Origin of the sequence: Pseudochrobactrum asaccharolyticum (genome assembly GCF_003314995.1) — a bacterium.
Classification (GTDB): domain Bacteria; phylum Pseudomonadota; class Alphaproteobacteria; order Rhizobiales; family Rhizobiaceae; genus Pseudochrobactrum; species Pseudochrobactrum asaccharolyticum.
Genome location: NZ_QNRH01000011.1, coordinates 32,842 through 49,667, shown reverse-complemented (window position 1 = coordinate 49,667; position 16,826 = coordinate 32,842). Strand labels below are relative to the sequence as shown.

At 51.4% G+C, this 16,826-nt stretch carries 15 protein-coding genes; 4 read left to right on the top strand and 11 right to left on the bottom strand.

What is annotated here, in order from left to right; all coding sequences use genetic code 11:
• Position 1: 1 nt before the first annotated feature.
• The 8 genes from DFR47_RS19110 to DFR47_RS19075 all read right to left on the bottom strand — a co-directional run bounded on the left by DFR47_RS19110 (position 2) and on the right by DFR47_RS19075 (position 8,990).
• Positions 2-1,771: an ABC transporter permease gene (locus DFR47_RS19110; RefSeq protein ID WP_113946110.1), complete on the bottom strand. Its 1,770-nt coding sequence runs from the start codon at positions 1,769-1,771 to the stop codon at positions 2-4.
• 142 nt (positions 1,772-1,913) lie between these two features.
• Positions 1,914-3,971 carry a LysR family transcriptional regulator gene (locus DFR47_RS19105; protein WP_113946109.1) on the bottom strand — a complete coding sequence of 686 codons (2,058 nt, stop codon included), beginning with the start codon at positions 3,969-3,971 and terminating at the stop codon, positions 1,914-1,916.
• A gap of 228 nt (positions 3,972-4,199) precedes the next feature.
• On the bottom strand, positions 4,200-5,108 hold the full coding sequence (locus tag DFR47_RS19100; RefSeq protein ID WP_113946108.1) for an NAD(P)/FAD-dependent oxidoreductase: 909 nt from the start codon (positions 5,106-5,108) through the stop codon (positions 4,200-4,202).
• Positions 5,098-5,562 carry an Rrf2 family transcriptional regulator gene (locus DFR47_RS19095; protein WP_113946107.1) on the bottom strand — a complete coding sequence of 155 codons (465 nt, stop codon included), beginning with the start codon at positions 5,560-5,562 and terminating at the stop codon, positions 5,098-5,100. The genes DFR47_RS19100 and DFR47_RS19095 overlap by 11 nt, the downstream gene beginning before the upstream one ends.
• 157 nt (positions 5,563-5,719) lie before the next feature.
• On the bottom strand, positions 5,720-6,184 hold the full coding sequence (locus DFR47_RS19090; protein WP_113946106.1) for a LysR family transcriptional regulator: 465 nt from the start codon (positions 6,182-6,184) through the stop codon (positions 5,720-5,722).
• A gap of 109 nt (positions 6,185-6,293) precedes the next feature.
• Positions 6,294-7,043 carry an SDR family oxidoreductase gene (locus tag DFR47_RS19085; protein ID WP_113946105.1) on the bottom strand — a complete coding sequence of 250 codons (750 nt, stop codon included), beginning with the start codon at positions 7,041-7,043 and terminating at the stop codon, positions 6,294-6,296.
• Positions 7,044-7,141: 98 nt separating this feature from the next.
• Positions 7,142-8,083 carry an alpha/beta hydrolase family protein gene (locus DFR47_RS19080; RefSeq protein WP_113946104.1) on the bottom strand — a complete coding sequence of 314 codons (942 nt, stop codon included), beginning with the start codon at positions 8,081-8,083 and terminating at the stop codon, positions 7,142-7,144.
• Positions 8,084-8,126: 43 nt separating this feature from the next.
• Positions 8,127-8,990, bottom strand: a complete 864-nt coding sequence (locus tag DFR47_RS19075) for an SDR family oxidoreductase (RefSeq protein ID WP_113946103.1) — start codon at positions 8,988-8,990, stop codon at positions 8,127-8,129.
• 227 nt (positions 8,991-9,217) lie between these two features.
• Between DFR47_RS19075 and DFR47_RS19070 the strand changes: the two genes are divergently transcribed.
• Positions 9,218-9,865, top strand: coding sequence for a TetR/AcrR family transcriptional regulator (locus DFR47_RS19070; RefSeq protein WP_113946138.1), 648 nt, complete (start codon positions 9,218-9,220; stop codon positions 9,863-9,865).
• Positions 9,866-9,929: 64 nt separating this feature from the next.
• Here the strand turns inward: DFR47_RS19070 and DFR47_RS19065 are convergent, their stop codons facing one another.
• The gene (locus DFR47_RS19065) at positions 9,930-10,994 is read right to left on the bottom strand and encodes an NAD(P)H-dependent flavin oxidoreductase (RefSeq protein ID WP_113946102.1); all 1,065 of its coding nucleotides are present in this window, start codon (positions 10,992-10,994) and stop codon (positions 9,930-9,932) included.
• 211 nt (positions 10,995-11,205) lie between these two features.
• On the opposite strand from DFR47_RS19065, the gene DFR47_RS19060 reads away from it, so the two are divergent.
• Both DFR47_RS19060 and DFR47_RS19055 read left to right on the top strand, forming a co-directional pair.
• Positions 11,206-12,102: a LysR family transcriptional regulator gene (locus DFR47_RS19060; RefSeq protein WP_113946101.1), complete on the top strand. Its 897-nt coding sequence runs from the start codon at positions 11,206-11,208 to the stop codon at positions 12,100-12,102.
• The gene (locus tag DFR47_RS19055; RefSeq protein WP_113946100.1) at positions 12,092-13,237 is read left to right on the top strand and encodes a YbfB/YjiJ family MFS transporter; all 1,146 of its coding nucleotides are present in this window, start codon (positions 12,092-12,094) and stop codon (positions 13,235-13,237) included. The genes DFR47_RS19060 and DFR47_RS19055 overlap by 11 nt, the downstream gene beginning before the upstream one ends.
• A 134-nt stretch (positions 13,238-13,371) precedes the next feature.
• Here the strand turns inward: DFR47_RS19055 and DFR47_RS19050 are convergent, their stop codons facing one another.
• Complete coding sequence (locus DFR47_RS19050) at positions 13,372-14,538, bottom strand: SGNH/GDSL hydrolase family protein (RefSeq protein ID WP_113946099.1); 1,167 nt, start codon at positions 14,536-14,538, stop codon at positions 13,372-13,374.
• 35 nt (positions 14,539-14,573) lie between these two features.
• Positions 14,574-15,143 carry a TetR/AcrR family transcriptional regulator C-terminal domain-containing protein gene (locus DFR47_RS19045; protein ID WP_113946098.1) on the bottom strand — a complete coding sequence of 190 codons (570 nt, stop codon included), beginning with the start codon at positions 15,141-15,143 and terminating at the stop codon, positions 14,574-14,576.
• Positions 15,144-15,211: 68 nt separating this feature from the next.
• Between DFR47_RS19045 and DFR47_RS19040 the strand changes: the two genes are divergently transcribed.
• On the top strand, positions 15,212-16,690 hold the full coding sequence (locus tag DFR47_RS19040; protein ID WP_113946097.1) for an FAD-dependent monooxygenase: 1,479 nt from the start codon (positions 15,212-15,214) through the stop codon (positions 16,688-16,690).
• Positions 16,691-16,826: the final 136 nt, after the last annotated feature.

The window sequence follows — 16,826 nt, the reverse complement described above, 5'->3', positions numbered from 1 at the left end:
TTCAGTCTTTTCCTGATGGCTGCGGATAGCATTGTTTCAAAATCAAATTTGCGACCTTGTCGACAAAGCGGATAATGACGACAGCAATACCGCCGGCCATAAAAGTAGCTGCTGTTGAAGAACCAAAATCGCCCATCTCAAATGCCCGATTAACATAAACCGGCAACACACTGAGCCTCGGCGGGCGCAAAATTGTATTAATCGCAAGGTCAAATAGTGCCGAGCCAAATCCGGCAAGCGTTGCAGAAATCAAAGCTGTTGCAACCACAGGCAAGGCAATTGTTATCACACGTCGTGAGAAAGACGCACCGTTAAGCGCGGCTGCGGAGAGCATATTTTGCGGCAATTGAGCAAAGGCGCCCAGCAAAATACGAATAGTCACGGGTATGGCACCAGCTGCACCGGCAAGTCCCAGTAAAACGGGACTACCGTAAAGATGAAGCCCTAAACTCTCGAAAAGTGGTGAATTCCAGATGAAGATATAACCAATCCCTAGGACGACGCCCGGCACTGCCAGACTGAGAGTGCATGTGAGATCGATCAGCCGGTTCAATTTGAAATTTGAAAAGGTCAATACATAAGCTGCAAAAAATGCCACGACTGCGCTGCCACAGGCAGCCCATGCAGCAATGATTGCAGAGTTGATGAATGCGTCAATGAAGCGATTACCGTCAGATAGAATGGTGCGATAATGTTGCAGCGTAAGTGCAAAATCTGTTTGGGCACCGGGCATAGTTTCTGAAACTGATATGAGCAAGCTTGCTCCAAGTGGAATGCCGACGGCTAATATAAGTATGATGCCGCTATAAAGATTAGCCCAAAACGCTTTATCACTTTTTTTGGGCAATGCTGATTTGGCACGTGCGGTCAAAAAATCAAAACGACTGCGTCTTAGGATCAGAAAATACAACCACACAGCAAACAACAAAATCGCGGTGACATAAAAGGCCAGAATACCAGCCAGATCAAAACGTATCGGCGATTGGTTGATTGCGACATAAATAGCATAGGTTAATGTCGGAAAACGATAAGTGGTTGCCAGTGCGGCTGGCAGACCAAAATCGCCGATGACGTCAATAAAAATGAGTACACAGCCGGAAAGGATTGCCGGTAATAAGAGCGGTAGGTCAACACTCCATAAAACACGGCCAGCAGATGCACCCGACAAACGTGCTGCATTGGTCAGATCTTCCATACGCCAGCGCAATCCAGAGCTAACTGCAAGATATGCCAACGGAAAAGCTTTGAGGCTCATGACCACCGCCAAGCCAACCGGATTGAAAACCATATCAGGTATGAAACTGAGCCCGAGCCACTGATTTGCAATACCGGCACGGCTGGAAAACAAAATCCAGCCCTGTGCTATCACGAAAGAAGGCAAAATGAGTACAAGCCAAGCTGAAGCATCCATCAATTGTGATAAAGCGAAATGAATACGATAACGCAGTATTGCTAGCGAAGTGCCAATAAAACCGCCAATCACAGCTGCGAAAAGGCTCAGTTGAAGTGAGTTGAAAAGTGATTGTCTCCAGAGGGGGCGCTCAAAAATTCCAAACAGATCACTGAACCATGTACTGCCATTCGCTGCGTTTTGTTGATGTGGAGCAAAGGCTTGCAAAAAAACGGCCAGAAGCGGCGCCAGAATGAGTACAAACAGCGTAATGACAACGATGATACCAACATAGATTTCGGTTTCATGACGTGCAAATATCATCTTTAAGGCGCGCGACGAACGCTGCTTTGATGTGGAATTGGGAATTTGAATTGTCATAACTATTAAGCATCAATTTCAAATAAAATTAGCCGGCAGGATGCGTGTGGTTCTCACCATCAACGAAGGCTTCCTCATTGAGCGTTATTAAAAGAGAGCATGACCAGAACAGACAAAAAGCTTTTCCGGTCATGCCCTTCAATTAACGCACCGCCTGATCCGCGAACCAGCTTTTGATAGCCTCTTCCTGCTTAGCAGCAAAAGCTGCCGGTGCGACCGAGTAAATGGAACCCTCAGGCGGACCGTCTGCACGTCGGCCAGCACCTGTTACAGTCGCTTCAAACAATCCGTCTGCACCGGAACTGTCTTGTAAATATTTTTGGGTCGTAGGTTCGAGCATCCACTCGACAAAGGTTTGGGCAGCTTCAGGGCGTTTTGTTTTTGCCTGTATGCCTACCCCGCGAACCGAACCTGGTGCACCATTATCCGGCCACAGGATTTCTATAGGTGCGCCTTTGTTTTTAAGTGTGTAAGCAACCTGTGATGTCAATAAAGCGACACTGATATCACCGGCTTCTAAAGCGCGCCCGACGGGTCCGTTGGTTCGAAATACACGCAGTCCGTTATTGAAATATCCACCAAACATCGCACGTGCCTTTTCATCCCCCATCGCGTAGAAAAGCTGGGCAACGCATGGATATGCGGGAGCTGCGACCGCCGGATCGGCCATGCCGACTTTACCAGCATATTTTTCATTTGCGAGATCTTCAAAACTTGCAGGTGGCGTTTCCGTCATATCTTTACGATAAGCAAGAACGCAAGATGCTGCGAGACCAATTGGAAACCAGGCCTTGGTTTGAGGCAGTTGTTTTTGACCAATCTCGTTAAGGTTAGCCAAATTGCGCGGTTCAACCATTCGTTTCAACTGGCCTTTATCATCAAGCGCCTGTAACGCGTTTGAACCATTGAAAATGATGATGTCCCATTGCGGATTGGATGCTTCAGCAGCGATACGGGCAAGTAATTCACCGCCGCTCATTTGTACAATTTCTGCATCGCGGCCGGTGTCTGTTTTGAAACGGTCACGTAATACATCTTCAAAATCATTTGTGTAAACAACAACCGGCCCCGGTGTGTCATCGGCATAAGCAGGCATCGATAAAAGTGTGGATGCTCCAATTACGGCTGCGCCAACAGCTTTGAATATCGGATTCATCAGGTTTTCTCCGCTTGTAACATTCGTTTCTGGCATGAACTGCAAAGCATCATGCGGGCTTAGACGAATGCTAGGCGCTGTATATGACAGTTTTGCTGCGACAGGCCGGAGCAATGTGGCAACCCCCTGTTCCGTTTTTGCAACGAGGGCGAAATGTTGCCTGACAGATCGCTCAATTAAGCCAGAGACCGTTGTAACCATTGGCGTTTGATAGGCGAGAGGCCGTTTCAACAGGCTGATAGTGAGGCTTTCTGCCTGCCAGTCCGGTAATATATCCACCAACAAACCATTGGCTAAATAGGGAGCGCAGCTATATGCAGGCAAAACTGCACATCCTACGGATGCCAGCACATTATGTAACAACAAATCAATATTAGCAGAGCGTAATTTCGGAAGATAATCGACCGTAGTTGTAAAAGAATTACCTGATGAGAAAGACAGCTGGTTTGTTCTTTGAGTATGCTCAAAGCCCAACATATCAAAGTGCACCAGTGCTTCAGGCGAATATGGTAAACCTTTACGCTTCACATAAAGGGGGGATGCAACAACTTGTAACGGATGACGGGCGAGTTTTTGTTGTTTTAATGCTGAATCTGCAAGTTGCTGCCCATGTGCTCGCCAATAAAGATCATATCCGTCTTGAGCTTGAATATTCGTGTCGTCATTGACTGCAATATTTAATCTGATGCCTGGATGTGTCTGGGTAAGTTCAGCAGCTATATGCGTAAAAACAGGAACGAAGAGCGATGAAAGGCTAAGGTTTATATTGCCATTCAGTTTTGTTTGCTCATTCGCCAGCGTTGCCTCAACAAGCAGCCCCGCCTCTAAGATGGTACGTGAAAGCTGATAAACCTCTTCGCCCTTTTGAGTGAGAGTAAAATCATCACGATCACGATCAATCAGACTAGCCTTTAGCTGGTATTCTAAAGCTGCAAGACGACGGCTGATTGTAGATTTCGCCTGATTAAGCGTGCGGCTAGCACGTCCTATGCCTTTGTTTTCAACGATCAGAGCAAAAAGACGTAAATCATTAAGATCAAGCATTTCTCAACCAGCAAATTATCATGGTTAAAGTAGAATACGTCTGTTTGATGACAAGCTTATGTCATTAGTAAATTCTTGAATCTGCCGCCCTCAGAATATTATCTTCGGAATTCGGAATGAAAATTTATAATATCAACATTTAAAGAGATGCCCATCAGTACCCTCAGTGACAATAACGTCATCTGAGAGTACCAGAATTAAAGCACCTGATCATAAATATGATTTTAATCAGGTATCTAGCGGCCCGAAAATCAGTGATTGATGGACAGACATTCCAGCCATGACACCATCTGCGACAGCAAAGGAAACATTATGAGGCACCCGTGCCACATCTCCTGCTGCATAAACGCCCGGAACATTTGTTCTTTTCATCATGTCGGTTTTGATTATCGGCCCAAATGGTCCATCTTCTATTTCACAACCAAGACCTTCAGCGATAGAACTATTCAGGCGCGTTTGAGGTGCCATATAAAGTGCTTCGATTGGAACACTACGCCCATTATGAAGTTTTACAGATGAAAGACTAATACCTTCACCGCGCAACTCAGAAATTGGCTCAGGCTCGATCGTCACCCCGCGTATAGCCAGTTTAGCTAAAATGTCGGCGCTTGGCATCTCATTACCGTTAAGAAACAAGGTCGTCGAGCCCCAATCAGGAATAAGTAATGCCTGATGTGTTGACATAGGACTTGTATAGAGCACGCCCAATCGCTTGCCACTATATTCATAGCCATGACAATATGGGCAGTGCAACACGCTCGCACCCCAACGCTCTTTTAATCCCGGTAAATCTGGTAGAATATCAGAAACGCCAAAAGCAAGAATAAGCTTTGCGGCTGTCAGAACTTCTCCACTCCCAACCGTAATCGCAACACCACCATCTATAACACAAGCGTCCTTAGCCTCTGCGGCCAGCATCTTTACCGTTGGATAGGTTTTAAGCTGTGCACGTGCTGACGCAATCATCGCGAATGGTTCGCTCCCATCCTGACCAAAAAAGCCATGTGAAGCACTGGAAAAGCGATTTCTTGGCCTGCCGCTATCAATAACGCATACTCTCCGGCACCCGCGAGCGATATGAATAGCTGCCGACAAACCAGCAAAACTGCCACCAATTATAATAGCATCAAACTGCATCAGAGGTCTCCATATCGAGTGATATCCCATTTGCCAGCAACCGAGCGTGAAAATTACGACTTAGCTGCGCAAGCGTTACAGTACCGAAGTGTAAAAGCAGCAATTCTTCTGCATCATGAAAAGCTGTTTCGAGAACTGCATTGACCGTTTGCTCAACCAGACAGCTAGGTGCGTCATTACGGTTGCCAATAGCAAACAGACCAGGACTTCCAAGTGCAGCATATACATCGCGAAGCGTGATGCACTCAAAGTCGGCTTCGATTATCCAACCTCCCCCATGCCCCTTTTCAGAACGAACAAATCCAGCATCCCTAAGTCCGGCCATAATACGACGGATAACAACAGGATTTGTCCGCATCATTTGCGCCATTACTTCTGAGGTAATGGGTTCGCCAATTTCTGCCATATGTAAGAGGACATGAAGAATGCCCGATAATCTGCTATCTTTTTTCATGTAACTTTATATGTTTCGAGTCTTGTTTCATGTCAACGCCTCGCACATTAAAATTTTACAGAATTATTAGCTTAAAGAAGTTTGTCATAAATACCTTATGACTTGATCTCCGCGTATGTACAGCGTCTAGACAGTGAGCGATAAATGCCACATCCAGTTAGTCAGCACGAAGTTGCATAATTGTTTCACGAGCCGTTCCTTCGATAATCTCTACGGCGATTCTGGGGTGATCTTCGCGATATTGACCAATCAACTCATCAAGGAAACTGCCTGGAATGAGGGCATGGATGCCTATGCGCAGTCGGCCATGCTCACCCGCTGCTGCCATACCAGCGGTCTGAACAGCGTGCTCAAGTTGATTAACGCCTTTCGCTACCTGATCGACGAAAAAGCGTCCGGCTTCTGTAAGGCGGACGCCTCGTGTGTTCCGCTCGAATAGCAGAATGCCAAGGTTTTCCTCCAGTGCCTTTATCCCTGCACTGACACTGGACTGACTAACGCCGAGTGCATCGGCAGCTCGGTAGAAACTGAGATACTCTGCAACGGCGAGCGCTTGAATCAACGAAGTGAGGGAAATGCGGGAGCCCAGCGATGTCAATAATCGCCTTTGACGATCAACCATGAGTGCTGAATTCTCCTCCGCCGTATAACCTCAATTTCGTTGCTCCCCTCGTACCAGCTATTCGCTCTCGCTAATCTGAGGACGAGAGGAAATGTGGCTTGCAGGCAAGTCAGTTGACCGCCTCCGCAAGCACCAAGGCGTCCGCTCCTGCCGGAATACGCAATGGTGCGGATGGATCAGTCACAGCACGCCATACCGCCTCTGCCACATCGATCGCCTGTGTGATTTCTGACGATGAATCTTGCATTTCCGCAAATATCTGCTTGGCCCAACCGGTATAAGCTTCGGGAATACCGTTTATCGAGCGGGCACGGGCACTTGCACTGAAAGACGTCTGCGGCGCACGACCAGGAATTACCAAGTGCAAGCGTACGCCAAAAGGCTCTACTTCTAATGCGAGATTCTCGGTGAACGCCTCTACGGCCGCCTTGCTTGCCGTGTAGGCGGATAACATCGGCAGCGGCTTGAGTGTCACCGCAGATGACAGGTTGACGATCACCCCCCCACCCTGTTTCCGAAAACTGGGCAATACTGCCTGGGTCATCGCCATAGTGCCAAACGTGTTCAATTCGAAAAGTTGGCGGATCGCATCTATCGACTGGCCTTCCAACGCGCCCATCAAGCCAGCACCAGCATTATTGACAAGCGCATCGATCGGCCCGGCCGCATCAACAGCACGTGCAATGCTGTTGATATCAGTTACGTCAAGTGGAAGTATCCGCAGGCGTTCGGAAATAGGCAGCACATCTTCTCTGGGTGTGCGCATCGTAGCGATCACGGTCCAGTCGCGTTCGAGGAAATAACGCGCGGTCTCGAGGCCAAAGCCAGACGAGCAACCGGTGATAAGAATTGTAGACATACGAACTCCTTTGTTGTGTAAAATGCAATGAAAGCTGCAATCCATAGAGGCAATGATAATGGATAAATGGGGAAGGAAGAGCGGTCACGACCGTATCCCTACTTCGTCTCGATAGAGCCCTCCGGATTCTGAGCGGCTGCCAGTTCTGCGCGAGCTTCCCGCCAAGCCGAATTACCTGCGTAGAGAGCACTGTACAGATATGCCGTCGTCAGCCTTTGGATCGCAGCGACCCGCTCGGGCCGTTCATCCGTCGTCTCGCGCGCCTCGTAACCGGAGATGCCGCCAAGCGAGTGCTCGCCGCCAAACACAGTGAACAATGCCTTTGGTGCGGAGCTAAGATCATAGGCTTCTCGCCACCAAACAGGCCCGCGTATGGTCATGCTGACCTTGTTATTATCGCCAGCGACGATCAGTGTCGGCGTGCTCATGGTCGAGAAGTCGGGATACATGAACGGAAAATTGCGGGCAGCGTTAGCGCTGAGCCCACCCCCGCTGCCTGGAACTGACAGCAGCACACCGGCCTTAATACGCGCGTCCTTTCTGTTCACCACCGAGCCATCTTCAGGATGAGGGTGTGTCGCGCCGAGTAAAGTACCGGCGGTCTGTGCGCCCCATGAATGGCCCGCTACCGCGATACGCTCGCGGTCGAGCCGTCCCCGAATAAGCGGCACCATTTCTTCGATGCTATCCAACTCATCGAGTATCCGTACTAGATCCTCCTCTCGGAAGTGCCATAATCGTGGCCGGCGGGGGTCATCTAACGCGAGGTCGATCATTCGAGAATCCAAATGCGTCGGCTGGATTACGACGAACCCCTGCGCAGCCCAATAGCTGGCAAGGGGGCCATAGGCATGGAGCGACTGACCGTTGCCATGCGAAAAGACAATGATTGGCAGCGCATCACCCACGATGGGCGCGGACACCCGGATATGTAGGTCCAGGCCCCGTCCTGGCGCGGGAATAATGATGGGAGCGACGGAAACGACAGCGGGCAGATCTACGATAGGCACACTTATCTTTCCTGCGCGATGATTGGCCATGCGACCCTCCTTCAAAAGTTTACGTACTCGACAGTCGGCTCGCTTAAGAACCGCGAATGTTGCTTAGAGTGATGAATGAGATTGTCTTTGCGAGCGTTTCGGTCGAGTGACCGATCAAGGCGGAGAGCTGCCCACCATCATGAAACAAAGCGCCGTTGGAGGCCGCGACATCGAAGCTTGCTATCTTTATAGCCGTGGCTTCCGGTATGCCCGCTTTAATCAGCGCTGCCACATAGTCTGTGTCGGGAAGATTCCGATAAACAATGCGCTTTCCGGTCTGCAGCGATAGTTTGGCGGCAGCGTCAGCCAATGTGTAACTGCTGTCACCCGCGAGCTCATAGGTTCGGTCGTCGTGGCCAACCCCGATGAGCGCTTCTACCGCAGCATCAGCGTAATCGGCGCGGCTTGCGGAAGAAAATTTGCCATCGCCCGCACATCCGTAGAGGATGCCGGAAGCGATCGCCGATCGGAAGGAACTGGCGTAGTTCTCCGTGTACCAGCCATTGCGCAATATAGTGATCGCACGGCCTGAGCCACGCAGGGCGCGTTCCGTGGCGAGGTGGTCTGAGGCGCTGCCAATAGGTGACCAGTCAGCATGAAGCGTGCTGGTGTAGACAATCCGCTGCACACCGGCTTTCATTGCGGCGTTGATAACGTTGCGATGGTGCCTGACTCTACCTGTATCCACCGATGATGAAATCAGTAGCACGGCCTCGATTCCGACCAGCGCCTCGAATAGTTGCTCCGGTTGGTCGTAGTCGCCCTGCCGGGCTGTAACACCCAACTCCTGGCATTTCGTCAAATCTCTGGCGATCGCGACAATAGAAGATGGCTCGATCCTGGCCTTGAGTTTCTGTACGACGAGGCGACCAAGCTTTCCAGTAGCGCCTGTGATTGCGATTGCCATGTTCTTTCCTCTCGCAGTGGTACCAGTTTCGATGCATGTGAAGTCCATGGGAATAACGCATGAGACCTTACTCAACGGATGACAGCCTGCTCTGGCTAGTCTATATACGAGAAACGGAACGTCGATCCGACACCATATGGAACAGCGTTCCATTTCAGGATAGATACATATACGGAACAATGTTCCTCTTCAAGAGGCTTTGGAAAAAATTGACAACTCAGCGTGACATGACCCTTCTCACTGATGAGAGCCAGGCAGACATTGTCGGCCAAACTCCACGGCGCAGACGTGCGGATGCGCAGAGAAGTGAAGACGCATTGCTTGAAGCGGCGAAGTCAGTTTTTGCTACAACCGGCGTGGATGCGCCAGTGCGGGAGATCGCGACCAAGGCAGGTGTTGGCATTGCCACTCTTTATCGCCGTTTCCCTAAACGATCCGACTTAATCGCGGCTGTGTTTAGGCGTGAGGTGGATGCGTGCGCAATTGCAGCCGACGCGCTTGCCGAAAGCCAAGAGCCGGTCCCAGCACTGATGGAATGGCTGCTGCACTACACCCGCTTCCTCGCCACAAAACAAGGACTTGCAGCCGCTCTTCACTCCGGCGATCCCGCGTTCGCCAGCCTGCCAAACTATTTCCGGAGTAGATTTGAACCGGCGTTGACGATGTTGCTCGCCGCCGCCGCTGATGCCGGTGAGATACGCAATGACGTGGGAGCTTATGACCTGCTCCGCGCGATCGGTAATCTTTCCGTTACATCCGGGGAGGACGGAGCCGCACATACCAAGCGAATGGTCATGTTGTTGCTCGACGGATTACGGTACAAAACTGATGCTAGAGCGCCGTGTGCCAGACCTGGCACACAAAGGTCGCTCTAACACTTTAAGATTAGAGCATAATTTTATCTTAAATTGATCCAAGTTTAAGGAATTATGCTCTAGTTCACTTAACCGGTGACCTATGGGAAAGCTCAAGTTCACGAGCCAATGTGGCCATAAGCTCGACGACCGGCATTGAACGCGACAACGGCGCACCTTGTCCCGCCCATTGTGCACCAAATCCGTACTCGCCCTTGGCACGGGCAGCAGCATTGAGCGCCTTTCCGGCATCATAGGCAATAGGATAATCAGGCGGCAGGCGATCCAGTATCATCGCCATCAGCGCAGTGAACCGATTGGCAAGCGCTCGTGCCGGACGGCCGGAGATCAACGTGGTCAAGCAAGTGTGATGCGCGCCGGGTCCCTTTAGCGCCTCGCGATAGGCTTCATCGGCGGCCGACTCGGGGCAGGCAATGAAGGCCGTGCCAAGTTGGGCCGCGACGGCGCCAAGATCCAGTGCAGCGGCAATGCCCGCTCCATCCATGATGCCACCGGCCGTAATAACAGGCAGCGCGGTCTGACGAACGAGCAACCGTGTGAGCGCCATTGTTCCCAAACCATCATCAGTCACTGTCGGGTCGAAGATGCCGCGGTGTCCGCCCGCTTCGATACCTTGCGCTATGATGGCATCAATGCCGGCTGCTTCTATCACGCGCGCTTCGTCGAGGTTGGTCGCAGTTGCCAGAAGTGTGATCCCTGCGGCCTTAAGCGCCTGGATGGCATCGGATGACGGCAATCCAAAGTGCAGGCTGACGACAGCCGGTTTCATCTCGAGCAGCAACGCCAACATGTCGGGATCTTCCATGAAGCTCTTGTATATGGTGCGCAGTGCCCTTGGAGGTTCCGCACCAAACTCTGCAAACAGCGGAGCCAACCATGCTAGCCAGTCGGCTTCCCGAGCCGGGTCCGCCTTCGGCTTGGCATGTACAAAAACATTGACATTGAACACGCGTTGCGTCCTGGCGCGGAGTTCCTCAATCATCATCCGCGCACCAGCGGGATTGGTTGCACCAACGCCAATAGATCCAAGACCACCGGCATTCGAGACTGCAGCTGCGAGAGCTGGGGTCGAGATACCAGCCATCGGCGCCTGAATAATCGGCAACGTCATGCCAAGTCGGTCGAGCATAGGTTTATCCAATCTTGTTATCGGCCAATGTCCCCCTCACGGGGAACAATTCTGGTCAGTAGTACTGTGGCGATCCAACCTAAAGTGACGAGTTAGTCGGGTCAGTCCGGTACCCTCGCCAGTCAGATTCGTATTTAAAGAATGGGAATTGACTTTCATTCTTTAAAGGAGAATAAAAGATGCAAGGAAATTTTGCAATGGAGAGTTTTCAATGGATATTGTCGCACTGGCGATGTTCCGTGCCGTGGCTCGCGAACAGAGCATCACCCGCGCCGCCGAATTGCTCGGCCGCGTGCCTTCGAACGTCACCACCCGCATCCAGCAGCTCGAGGCCGAGATCGGCGTGCCGTTGTTCCAGCGCGACAGAAAGCGTATGGCACTCACCAGCGAGGGACGGACCTATCTTGGCTATGCAGAGCGTATCCTGAACCTCGCCGAAGAGGCGCAGCAGGTCATCAACCCTGCGGGACCGGCCGGGACATTGCGCGTCGGCTCGATGGAGAGCACAGTCGCCAGCCGCCTCCCGCTACCTCTCGCCGGCTACAACAAGCAATGGCCGCAGGTGACCCTCGATCTTTCGACCGCGCCGACCCGCCAGCTGATCGATGCCCTACTATCGCATCGAATCGACTGTGCCCTCATCGCGGTACCGACAGGCGAATGGTGGCTCGATGAGGCAGAACTCGATAAGTTTCCATTGTTTCGAGAGGAATTGATGCTGCTGCTGCCCCCTGACCACCCTTCGGTCCATCAAGCGGAGGATATCAAGACGAAGGCTCTGGCTGCCTTTGCGCTAGGCTGCACCTACCGCATGCTGGCTGAAGAATGGCTGACCAGCTACGGCACGAGAAGAGCGGATTTTGCGGTGCAGGAAGTGCACTCCTACCATGCGATGTTTGCCTGCACCGCCGCAGGTTCCTGTATCAGCATCATGCCACGCAGCGTCGTCGACCTTATGCGTCACCTCGGCCCAGTTAAGGAACAGCCATTGATGAAGGTGGACACCTACCTTGCCTGCCGATCTGGCTTTAATACGCCAGCCTTCTCAGAGTTTCACAAGACGCTGTCTGCGTTCTCCAACATAGAGGACCCGGACCATGAACGATAGACATGAGATGACGGCGACTTTTGGCGCCGCCCTTGTGCTTGTTGTCGGAATGGGCTTTGGGCGCTTCGCCTTTACCGGTCTTTATCCCCTCATGGTTGCTGACCATCAGATTTCGGTTGAGGGTGGTTCATATGCGGCATCGGCCAACTATGCTGGATATTTGATTGGTGCGCTGCTGGCTGCGTTGCTTTCCGGTATACCAAGCCATCGATTGTGCTCTATAGCCACCTTCATGACAGTAATTACGCTTGGAGTACTCGCGGCTCCCATGCCAGAATGGCTTATCGTGTCCGTTCGTGGTTTGGCTGGCCTATTCAGTGCTATCTCCATGGTTGCGGCCTCGCACTGGCTTATCAACGATCGTAGGCATTATGCGGGTGCGCCCGCACTATATGCCGGTGTCGGCCTTGGGATCTTTCTTTCCGCCGAATTGATCGCTGTCGGATATAATGCGGAATTGACGAGTTACCAAGTTTGGCTTGCCCTTGCCGTTGCGGCGCTCGTATTTACAATCTCAGCCATTGTAATACAGGCACGAACTGGGCGTTTCGTCCCTCGTCAGCAGGCGTCGCATCGGGGCTTGGCAGAAGCGCCACAGGTATTGTTAGGAGCCACTCGGCTCAACATCATCTATGGACTTGCCGGTCTTGGCTACATTGTGACTGCAACTTATCTGCCGCTACTTGTAGGGAGTGCGCTTGCTTCACTAAATCCTGTCCATATCTGGGCAATATTCGGACTCGGCGCTGCGCCATCCTGTTTCCTTTGGCATTTCCTGCATGCAAAATGGGGTCTCCACCGCAGTCTGAAGATCAATCTTTGGATCCAGGCCATCGGTGTTGCTTTGCCTATTATCCATACACCTGCCTCCTACATCACCAGCGCCTTGCTTGTGGGTGGCACTTTTATGGGCACAGTGACGATCGCCATGCCAGCCGCCCGCCAGCTTTCAGCAAAAGTGCGCTTCAACATGCTAGCGGTCATGACCGCTTCTTACGGTGTTGGGCAAATCGTCGGCCCGCTGATTGCCAGTGCGCTATACGCAAGAACAGCATCATTCGATGCTTCACTGCTTATTGCAGCGCTAGCGCTACTCGGAGCAGGAGCACTCTGCTTTAAGCCGAGCACACATTAAGGGATAAGGGGGCAAACTCTCTCATTGCTGCAAAACCAGTGTCCTTGCCAAGAGAGTTTACTTTTTGAGTACGGGATAGCCGCTGCACGACCTATGAACTGTCTATTTCGGTTGCTCCCGCAGGGAGGCGCTCGCTACAATCGGCACCTGCTTTGAAGCAGCGGAGCAAATCGCTGGCCAATCAATCGGTGAACTTCAGCGTCTGGGTGCAGTCGATCCTCCAGTGGCAAGCGTGCATGATCTTGCTCGCCATATAACATAAGCCCGTCGAGGTAGTGAATATTGGGGTCATGTGAAGAGCGCTCTTCGACAATTCGCTGTAGATGTTGACGAATGACCGTCAGCGTCAGTTTACCCGTTTGAACCTCCTCAGAGTTGCCGGAGGCGAGGAACTTTGTTTGGCCTTCTGCCAGTGCTTTTAAGTCGAACATTCCCGGCCCCGGCGTTGTTTCATGGATCGGGCAGTAGATCGGAGAAATCATAAGTAATGGTGTATCAGGATGGCCATCCCGAATGGTATCTAAAAAGCCATGAACTGCCGGTCCGAATGCACGCAGCCGCATCAGATCCATATTGACCAGATTTATACCGATCTTGACACTGATGAAGTCAGCCCGCCTGTCCCGGATCGCACGGGCAGTGAATGGGTCAAGCAGTGCATTCCCGCTGAAACCCATATTCATCAGATCCATACCAGTTGCTCGTGCCGCAATTATTGGCCAGATTTCTGTTGGCGATTTAGCATTTGAGCCGTGGCTGATCGAACTACCGTGGTGGACCCACACAGATTTTTCTGTATTGGGCAAAGGCTCAATCGGAGCATTTGCACGCAAGGCGCAAAGTTCGGTAATTTCGTTATGTGGCAACCAGATTTCAATCAGCTTTTTACCGCTGGGCAAGCCATCGAAGCGTAGTGTTTGAAGCGGCCCATCTTTGCGAACTGTCGTACCTGCGGACATGTCGGTAAGCAGGATTGTTGCGCTTTTGGCCGATTGCTGGCGTTCGAGACGCCCATTAATACACAGATCATAAACGCCGTTGGGTCGTGGTCGAATACCAACTATCTCTCGACGGGTCGGCAAAACATCAATTTCGATAGTGGTTGCAGATGTTTTGAACTCAAGGCGTACGCCCGAAGTTTCAGTTTCAATCAGGGCCAATTGAGGGTCTGAAAATTGTGTCCGGGCATTGACCGGAAGTCGATGTGGCAGCAATCCAACCGTTGTTTTCTCCAATTCGACAAAACCCCGCATAAGAGATGTGTCGATTGGCGTGGATATAATGAGATTGTTAGTAAGCATTGGTTAATTTTCCTAAAGTCTCGATTACAGTCAGTTTACTGTATTGACATTGTCAGACCGCGCACGATCAGCCTCAAACCTGCTTCGAACGCAGCTTCATGATTGACCGCTCCTCCAATCTGATCATGATCAGCGATATCGCTCGTGCCAAGGTCTGCTTGCTCTTCCAGCACACTTCCAACAGTAAAACGCCCCGCTGCGAGCATTGCCATCTTGGCATCCTCTAATGATATTCCAGCGGCTGTCAAAAATGCGATCTTGTGCGCGATCCTATCTAGATCACTAGGTTTTGGATAGGTGCCGGCATGTAGCCGCGCACCATCCCGCCGAAGCAAGAGCGTATGTCGAAAGCTCCTCACATTATCGGCAAACCAGATTTGCCAATCATCCGCGGGAGTAGGCAAAGGAGCGCGAGCATGCGGTTCCATTGCAGCCTCCGCCATAGCCGCGAGCAATGCGGCCTTGCTGCGAAAATGCCAATATAGCGCAGGCTGTTCAATGCCGAGCTGTTTCGCCAGCCGTCTAGTGCTCACAGCATCAATGCCAACCTCATCAAGCAGAGCAAGAGCCTCTGCGATCACGGTTTCGCGATTCCATCTCACCATATCTTGCATCCTTATCATTGATAATCTATATCATTGATAAGGTATGGCACATTCTAAAGGTAAACACCATGATAGATAATATTATTGAGGACGTTCCGGTCTTAATTCTTGGAGGAGGAATTGTTGGCCTATCAGCAGGCCTTTTTCTCCAGCACCATCGGATTCCCTTCATATTGCTTGAACGCAATCAGGATGTTTCTCCTCTTCCTCGAGCCCGCGGCTTTTCGGCGCGAACCTTAGAGCTATTTCGGCAAGTTGGCCTACAGGACGAAATTGAGGCAATTGCCCGCACTGCTTGGAAGCAAGGAAAGTTCGGGGGAGCCCGTCACGGCGGGTCAATGCTGACCTCCGCATCTCTACAACTTGCCGACATCACCAAGCTTCATGCACTTGCCGATCCTTCACCTTGCGAATTAACTGCCTGCCCACAGACGATTGTAGAGCCCGTGCTACGACAAGCCTTAGAGGCACGTGGCGGCGATGTGCGTTTTGGCTGGGAGCTACTACAGTTCGAGCAACATGGTGAACATGTCACCGCAACTGCGCGCGATTCAGCAGGCGTCGAGCGAACGATCCGCGCTTCCTATATGTTTGCCGCTGATGGTAGCCGCAGCGAAACCCGCAGGAGCCTCGGAATAAATCGGCATGGTATCGAACCTAATCGCCACTATCTCAACATTTTCTTTGAGGCGGATCTGACCCAGCAGGTTGCTGGGCGTACTTTTAGCCAATGTGAAATCTCAAACGATGATGTGAGTGGCATCTTTCTGGCAATGAACAATACAACCCACTGGTCATTCCATCTCTCATATGACCCCGCCACAGCGAAACCCGAACAGTGGTCTGATCAACACCTGACCCATCTTATAAAGTCTGCAATCGGTGCTGATGTCCCCATTAAGATACACGCGAACTCCCCATGGAACACGCGGGTTCGGGTGGCTGATAAATATCGTGACGGGTGTATTTTCCTCATGGGTGATGCGGCTCATGTCATGCCCCCTTGGGGCGGATTTAATGCCAATGCAGGCATTGCAGATGCCCATAATCTGGCCTGGAAAATTGCGCATGTTTTGAAAGGCGAGGATAATTCGACGTTGCTTGACACTTATGAGGCCGAACGTCGACCTGTTGCCATCCGGAATGGTGAACAGGCATGGTTGCGGACGGATTTTAATGCAAGATTCCAAATCCGAAGTGATGACAATACCGACCTTTTCGACCAACTGACCGATTATGGTGAGCTACAGACGCGTTATCGCTATGGAGCGAACGACACCGTCGACAGCCTGCGAGCCCAACCGGGTACCCGCTTTCCTCACGCATGGATCGAGCATGAGGGCCTGCGCCGTTCGACACTCGACCTATTTGGCACCTCGCACGTATCCATAACGGGTCCACTAGCGGCTCGCCCAGACGGAAAGTTCACCTATAAAGCCGAGACCGATTTTCGGTTCATTGACGATGCTGTAACATGGAATTCATTAACTGGGTTGCCAGACGAAGATGCACTTTCTGTACGCCCAGACGGCTTCGTTGCCTACTAAAGCACCTTAGGATGAAGCCATCCATCGCCAGATTGTCGATGCCTATCACTACTCAACGAGCGCAGAACACACTGATCTATTCTGCGCTCTGGCTCAGGCGGTCTCCGCTCTAATTTAGAGATCATTTCACTCATCG

Bases quoted from the DNA above. Each gene is read 5' to 3' on its own strand.
- DFR47_RS19110 (WP_113946110.1), bottom strand. From the start codon at position 1,771: ATGACAATTCAAATTCCCAATTCCACATCAAAGCAGCGTTCGTCGCGC.
- DFR47_RS19105 (WP_113946109.1), bottom strand. From the start codon at position 3,971: ATGCTTGATCTTAATGATTTACGTCTTTTTGCTCTGATCGTTGAAAAC.
- DFR47_RS19100 (WP_113946108.1), bottom strand. From the start codon at position 5,108: ATGCAGTTTGATGCTATTATAATTGGTGGCAGTTTTGCTGGTTTGTCG.
- DFR47_RS19095 (WP_113946107.1), bottom strand. From the start codon at position 5,562: ATGAAAAAAGATAGCAGATTATCGGGCATTCTTCATGTCCTCTTACAT.
- DFR47_RS19090 (WP_113946106.1), bottom strand. From the start codon at position 6,184: ATGGTTGATCGTCAAAGGCGATTATTGACATCGCTGGGCTCCCGCATT.
- DFR47_RS19085 (WP_113946105.1), bottom strand. From the start codon at position 7,043: ATGTCTACAATTCTTATCACCGGTTGCTCGTCTGGCTTTGGCCTCGAG.
- DFR47_RS19080 (WP_113946104.1), bottom strand. From the start codon at position 8,083: ATGGCCAATCATCGCGCAGGAAAGATAAGTGTGCCTATCGTAGATCTG.
- DFR47_RS19075 (WP_113946103.1), bottom strand. From the start codon at position 8,990: ATGGCAATCGCAATCACAGGCGCTACTGGAAAGCTTGGTCGCCTCGTC.
- DFR47_RS19070 (WP_113946138.1), top strand. From the start codon at position 9,218: ATGACCCTTCTCACTGATGAGAGCCAGGCAGACATTGTCGGCCAAACT.
- DFR47_RS19065 (WP_113946102.1), bottom strand. From the start codon at position 10,994: ATGCTCGACCGACTTGGCATGACGTTGCCGATTATTCAGGCGCCGATG.
- DFR47_RS19060 (WP_113946101.1), top strand. From the start codon at position 11,206: ATGGATATTGTCGCACTGGCGATGTTCCGTGCCGTGGCTCGCGAACAG.
- DFR47_RS19055 (WP_113946100.1), top strand. From the start codon at position 12,092: ATGAACGATAGACATGAGATGACGGCGACTTTTGGCGCCGCCCTTGTG.
- DFR47_RS19050 (WP_113946099.1), bottom strand. From the start codon at position 14,538: ATGCTTACTAACAATCTCATTATATCCACGCCAATCGACACATCTCTT.
- DFR47_RS19045 (WP_113946098.1), bottom strand. From the start codon at position 15,143: ATGGTGAGATGGAATCGCGAAACCGTGATCGCAGAGGCTCTTGCTCTG.
- DFR47_RS19040 (WP_113946097.1), top strand. From the start codon at position 15,212: ATGATAGATAATATTATTGAGGACGTTCCGGTCTTAATTCTTGGAGGA.